At 47.7% G+C, this 5716-nt stretch carries 2 tRNA genes and 2 rRNA genes; all 4 read left to right on the forward strand.

Features of this window, described 5'->3' with window-relative positions:
• Window positions 1-645 precede the first annotated feature (645 nt).
• The 4 genes from F928_RS04325 (at window position 646) to F928_RS04340 (ending at window position 5693) form a co-directional block, all read left to right on the forward strand.
• Window positions 646-2183 (forward strand): 16S ribosomal RNA (locus F928_RS04325).
• A gap of 59 nt (window positions 2184-2242) precedes the next feature.
• Window positions 2243-2319 (forward strand) — tRNA-Ile (locus F928_RS04330).
• Window positions 2320-2374: 55 nt separating this feature from the next.
• Window positions 2375-2450 (forward strand) — tRNA-Ala (locus tag F928_RS04335).
• 352 nt (window positions 2451-2802) lie between these two features.
• Window positions 2803-5693 (forward strand): 23S ribosomal RNA (locus F928_RS04340).
• Together the 16S and 23S rRNA genes with 2 tRNA genes alongside form the textbook arrangement of a ribosomal RNA operon.
• Window positions 5694-5716: the final 23 nt, after the last annotated feature.

The following is a 5716-nucleotide window of genomic DNA, read 5'->3' on the forward strand; positions in this document are numbered from 1 at the left end:
TCTTTGGAATCTTTGGAATCTTTGGAATCTTTGGAATCTTTGGAATCTTTGGAATCTTTGGACTTAAGGGAGTATATATGTCTATAAACCCTATTAAAGACATAGGAAATTAAAAATGTCCCAAATTCTTAAATATAAAACTAATATAAAGCAGTTAAAATGCCTAAAAAAAAGCCATATATATCACTTTTTTCGCAAAATAGTAGAAAAAAACGGCACTCAAGTGAAAAAGGCTGAAATACCCCTTGCAAAGGGATCTTAATCATCTATAATGCACATCCATCGGCGGTGATGCAGATAGAAACTTGTTGAAAAACAGTTACTTGTGATTAAGTTGATTGCTTTAAGTGATGAATTTGATGTTAAGTTGGTTTGAGAGTGAGTTTTAAAAATATCGAAATTACCTGTTGACTTTTAAGAGATTAAGAGTAATATAGCCGACCTAGCTTGCTGGTGACGAACCAGGAAGAAGATCATTAAGAGAATTGAAGAACAACTTGTGTGGATTTTTACTGATTGATTAATCGAAATAATTTTCATTGATTGATTGGTTTAAATTACTCGAAGTTTATTTGAGCGAAATTTAAGTCAGTAATTGATGAGCCAGAATTGGCACCTTGTCTTTAATAAGGTGCAAAATGATTTTAACTGAAGAGTTTGATCATGGCTCAGATTGAACGCTGGCGGCAGGCTTAACACATGCAAGTCGAGCGGAGAGAGGTAGCTTGCTACTGATCTTAGCGGCGGACGGGTGAGTAATGCTTAGGAATCTGCCTATTAGTGGGGGACAACATTTCGAAAGGAATGCTAATACCGCATACGTCCTACGGGAGAAAGCAGGGGATCTTCGGACCTTGCGCTAATAGATGAGCCTAAGTCGGATTAGCTAGTTGGTGGGGTAAAGGCCTACCAAGGCGACGATCTGTAGCGGGTCTGAGAGGATGATCCGCCACACTGGGACTGAGACACGGCCCAGACTCCTACGGGAGGCAGCAGTGGGGAATATTGGACAATGGGCGCAAGCCTGATCCAGCCATGCCGCGTGTGTGAAGAAGGCCTTATGGTTGTAAAGCACTTTAAGCGAGGAGGAGGCTACTTTAGTTAATACCTAGAGATAGTGGACGTTACTCGCAGAATAAGCACCGGCTAACTCTGTGCCAGCAGCCGCGGTAATACAGAGGGTGCAAGCGTTAATCGGATTTACTGGGCGTAAAGCGCGCGTAGGCGGCTAATTAAGTCAAATGTGAAATCCCCGAGCTTAACTTGGGAATTGCATTCGATACTGGTTAGCTAGAGTGTGGGAGAGGATGGTAGAATTCCAGGTGTAGCGGTGAAATGCGTAGAGATCTGGAGGAATACCGATGGCGAAGGCAGCCATCTGGCCTAACACTGACGCTGAGGTGCGAAAGCATGGGGAGCAAACAGGATTAGATACCCTGGTAGTCCATGCCGTAAACGATGTCTACTAGCCGTTGGGGCCTTTGAGGCTTTAGTGGCGCAGCTAACGCGATAAGTAGACCGCCTGGGGAGTACGGTCGCAAGACTAAAACTCAAATGAATTGACGGGGGCCCGCACAAGCGGTGGAGCATGTGGTTTAATTCGATGCAACGCGAAGAACCTTACCTGGCCTTGACATAGTAAGAACTTTCCAGAGATGGATTGGTGCCTTCGGGAACTTACATACAGGTGCTGCATGGCTGTCGTCAGCTCGTGTCGTGAGATGTTGGGTTAAGTCCCGCAACGAGCGCAACCCTTTTCCTTATTTGCCAGCGAGTAATGTCGGGAACTTTAAGGATACTGCCAGTGACAAACTGGAGGAAGGCGGGGACGACGTCAAGTCATCATGGCCCTTACGGCCAGGGCTACACACGTGCTACAATGGTCGGTACAAAGGGTTGCTACCTAGCGATAGGATGCTAATCTCAAAAAGCCGATCGTAGTCCGGATTGGAGTCTGCAACTCGACTCCATGAAGTCGGAATCGCTAGTAATCGCGGATCAGAATGCCGCGGTGAATACGTTCCCGGGCCTTGTACACACCGCCCGTCACACCATGGGAGTTTGTTGCACCAGAAGTAGCTAGCCTAACTGCAAAGAGGGCGGTTACCACGGTGTGGCCGATGACTGGGGTGAAGTCGTAACAAGGTAGCCGTAGGGGAACCTGCGGCTGGATCACCTCCTTAACGAAAGATTGACGATTGGTAAGAATCCACAACAAGTTGTTCTTCATAGATGTATCTGAGGGTCTGTAGCTCAGTTGGTTAGAGCACACGCTTGATAAGCGTGGGGTCACAAGTTCAAGTCTTGTCAGACCCACCATGACTTTGACTGGTTGAAGTTATAGATAAAAGATACATGACTGATGATGTAAGCTGGGGACTTAGCTTAGTTGGTAGAGCGCCTGCTTTGCACGCAGGAGGTCAGGAGTTCGACTCTCCTAGTCTCCACCAGAACTTAAGAGAAGTTCGGATTACAGAAATTAGTAAATAGAGATTTAGATCTTGGTTTATTAACTTCTGTGATTTAAGTATCACGGTATTAAGCATGACCTGACGAAGGCGTGTTTATTCATTAACAGATTGGCAAAATTGAGTCTGAAATAAATTGTTCACTCAAGAGTTTGGATTAAGCAATTAATCTAGATGAATTGAGAACTAGCAAATTAACTGAATCAAGCGTTTTGGTATATGAATTTAGATTGAAGCTGTACAGTGTTTAAGTACACAGACAACAGATAGTAGCGATGAAGAATCGCACGGACAACACTCACTTGTAGGTGTTGACGACTGTTTGGGGTTGTATAGTCAAGTAATTAAGTGCATGTGGTGGATGCCTTGGCAGTCAGAGGCGATGAAAGACGTGATAGCCTGCGAAAAGCTCCGGGGAGGCGGCAAATATCCTTTGATCCGGAGATTTCTGAATGGGGGAACCCACCTACTTTAAGGTAGGTATTGCAACATGAATACATAGTGTTGCAAGGCGAACGAGGGGAAGTGAAACATCTCAGTACCCTTAGGAAAAGAAATCAATTGAGATTCCCTCAGTAGCGGCGAGCGAACGGGGATCAGCCCATTAAGTTATGTGTGTTTTAGTGGAACGCTCTGGGAAGTGCGAACGTAGAGGGTGATATTCCCGTACACGAAAGGGCACACATAATGATGACGAGTAGGGCGAGGCACGTGAAACCTTGTCTGAATATGGGGGGACCATCCTCCAAGGCTAAATACTCCTGACTGACCGATAGTGAACCAGTACCGTGAGGGAAAGGCGAAAAGAACCCCTGTGAGGGGAGTGAAATAGATCCTGAAACCGCATGCATACAAGCAGTGGGAGCACCTTCGTGGTGTGACTGCGTACCTTTTGTATAATGGGTCAGCGACTTATATTCAGTAGCGAGGTTAACCGTATAGGGGAGCCGTAGAGAAATCGAGTCTTAATAGGGCGTTTAGTTGCTGGGTATAGACCCGAAACCAGGCGATCTATCCATGAGCAGGTTGAAGGTTGGGTAACACTAACTGGAGGACCGAACCCACTGTCGTTGAAAAGCCAGGGGATGACTTGTGGATAGGGGTGAAAGGCTAATCAAGCCTGGTGATAGCTGGTTCTCCCCGAAAGCTATTTAGGTAGCGCCTCGGACGAATACCATAGGGGGTAGAGCACTGTTTCGGCTAGGGGGTCATCCCGACTTACCAAACCGATGCAAACTCCGAATACCTATGAGTACTATCCGGGAGACAGACTGCGGGTGCTAACGTCCGTAGTCAAGAGGAAAACAATCCAGACCGCCAGCTAAGGCCCCAAAATCATAGTTAAGTGGGAAACGATGTGGGAAGGCATAGACAGCTAGGAGGTTGGCTTAGAAGCAGCCACCCTTTAAAGAAAGCGTAATAGCTCACTAGTCGAGTCGGCCTGCGCGGAAGATGTAACGGGGCTAAAACTATGTGCCGAAGCTGCGGATTTGACATTAGTCAAGTGGTAGGGGAGCGTTCTGTAAGCCGATGAAGGTGTATTGAGAAGTATGCTGGAGGTATCAGAAGTGCGAATGCTGACGTGAGTAACGACAAAACGGGTGAAAAACCCGTTCGCCGAAAGACCAAGGGTTCCAGTCCAACGTTAATCGGGGCTGGGTGAGTCGACCCCTAAGGCGAGGCCGAAAGGCGTAGTCGATGGGAAATTGGTTAATATTCCAATACTTCTGTGTAATGCGATGAGAGGACGGAGAAGGTTAAGTCAGCCTGGCGTTGGTTGTCCAGGTGGAAGGATGTAGGTATGTATCTTAGGCAAATCCGGGGTACTCTATACTGAGATCCGATAGCAAGCTGTACTTGTACAGTGAAGTGGCTGATACCATGCTTCCAGGAAAAGTCTCTAAGCTTCAGTTACACAGGAATCGTACCCGAAACCGACACAGGTGGTCAGGTCGAGTAGACCAAGGCGCTTGAGAGAACTCTGCTGAAGGAACTAGGCAAAATGGTACCGTAACTTCGGGAGAAGGTACGCTGTTGTTGGTGATGGAACTTGCTTCCTGAGCTGACGACAGCCGCAGAAACCAGGCCGCTGCAACTGTTTATTAAAAACATAGCACTCTGCAAACACGAAAGTGGACGTATAGGGTGTGATGCCTGCCCGGTGCTGGAAGGTTAATTGATGGGGTTAGCGTAAGCGAAGCTCTTGATCGAAGCCCCAGTAAACGGCGGCCGTAACTATAACGGTCCTAAGGTAGCGAAATTCCTTGTCGGGTAAGTTCCGACCTGCACGAATGGCATAATGATGGCGGCGCTGTCTCCAGCAGAGGCTCAGTGAAATCGAAATCGCTGTGAAGATGCAGTGTACCCGCGGCTAGACGGAAAGACCCCGTGAACCTTTACTGCAGCTTGACACTGAACTTTGACCTTACTTGTGTAGGATAGGTGGGAGGCTTTGAAGTTGGAACGCTAGTTCCAATGGAGCCGTCCTTGAAATACCACCCTGGTAATGTTGAGGTTCTAACTCTGTCCCGTTATCCGGGACGAGGACCGTGTCTGGTGGGTAGTTTGACTGGGGCGGTCTCCTCCTAAAGAGTAACGGAGGAGTACGAAGGTGCGCTCAGCGTGGTCGGAAATCACGCGTAGAGTATAAAGGCAAAAGCGCGCTTAACTGCGAGACCCACAAGTCGAGCAGGTACGAAAGTAGGTCTTAGTGATCCGGTGGTTCTGTATGGAAGGGCCATCGCTCAACGGATAAAAGGTACTCTGGGGATAACAGGCTGATACCGCCCAAGAGTTCATATCGACGGCGGTGTTTGGCACCTCGATGTCGGCTCATCTCATCCTGGGGCTGAAGCAGGTCCCAAGGGTATGGCTGTTCGCCATTTAAAGAGGTACGCGAGCTGGGTTTAGAACGTCGTGAGACAGTTCGGTCCCTATCTACCGTGGGCGCTGGAAATTTGAGAGGATCTGCTCCTAGTACGAGAGGACCAGAGTGGACGAACCTCTGGTGTACCGGTTGTGACGCCAGTCGCATCGCCGGGTAGCTATGTTCGGAAGGGATAACCGCTGAAAGCATCTAAGCGGGAAGCCTACCTCAAGATAAGATTTCCCTAGGAATTTATTCCTCTAAAGAGCCGTTCGAGACTAGGACGTTGATAGGTTGGATGTGGAAGCATAGTGATATGTGAAGCTGACCAATACTAATTGCTCGTGAGGCTTGACTATACAACACCCAAGCAGTTGTATAT

It is taken from the genome of Acinetobacter pittii ATCC 19004 = CIP 70.29, from assembly GCF_000369045.1.
GTDB classification, from domain to species: Bacteria; Pseudomonadota; Gammaproteobacteria; order Pseudomonadales; family Moraxellaceae; genus Acinetobacter; species Acinetobacter pittii.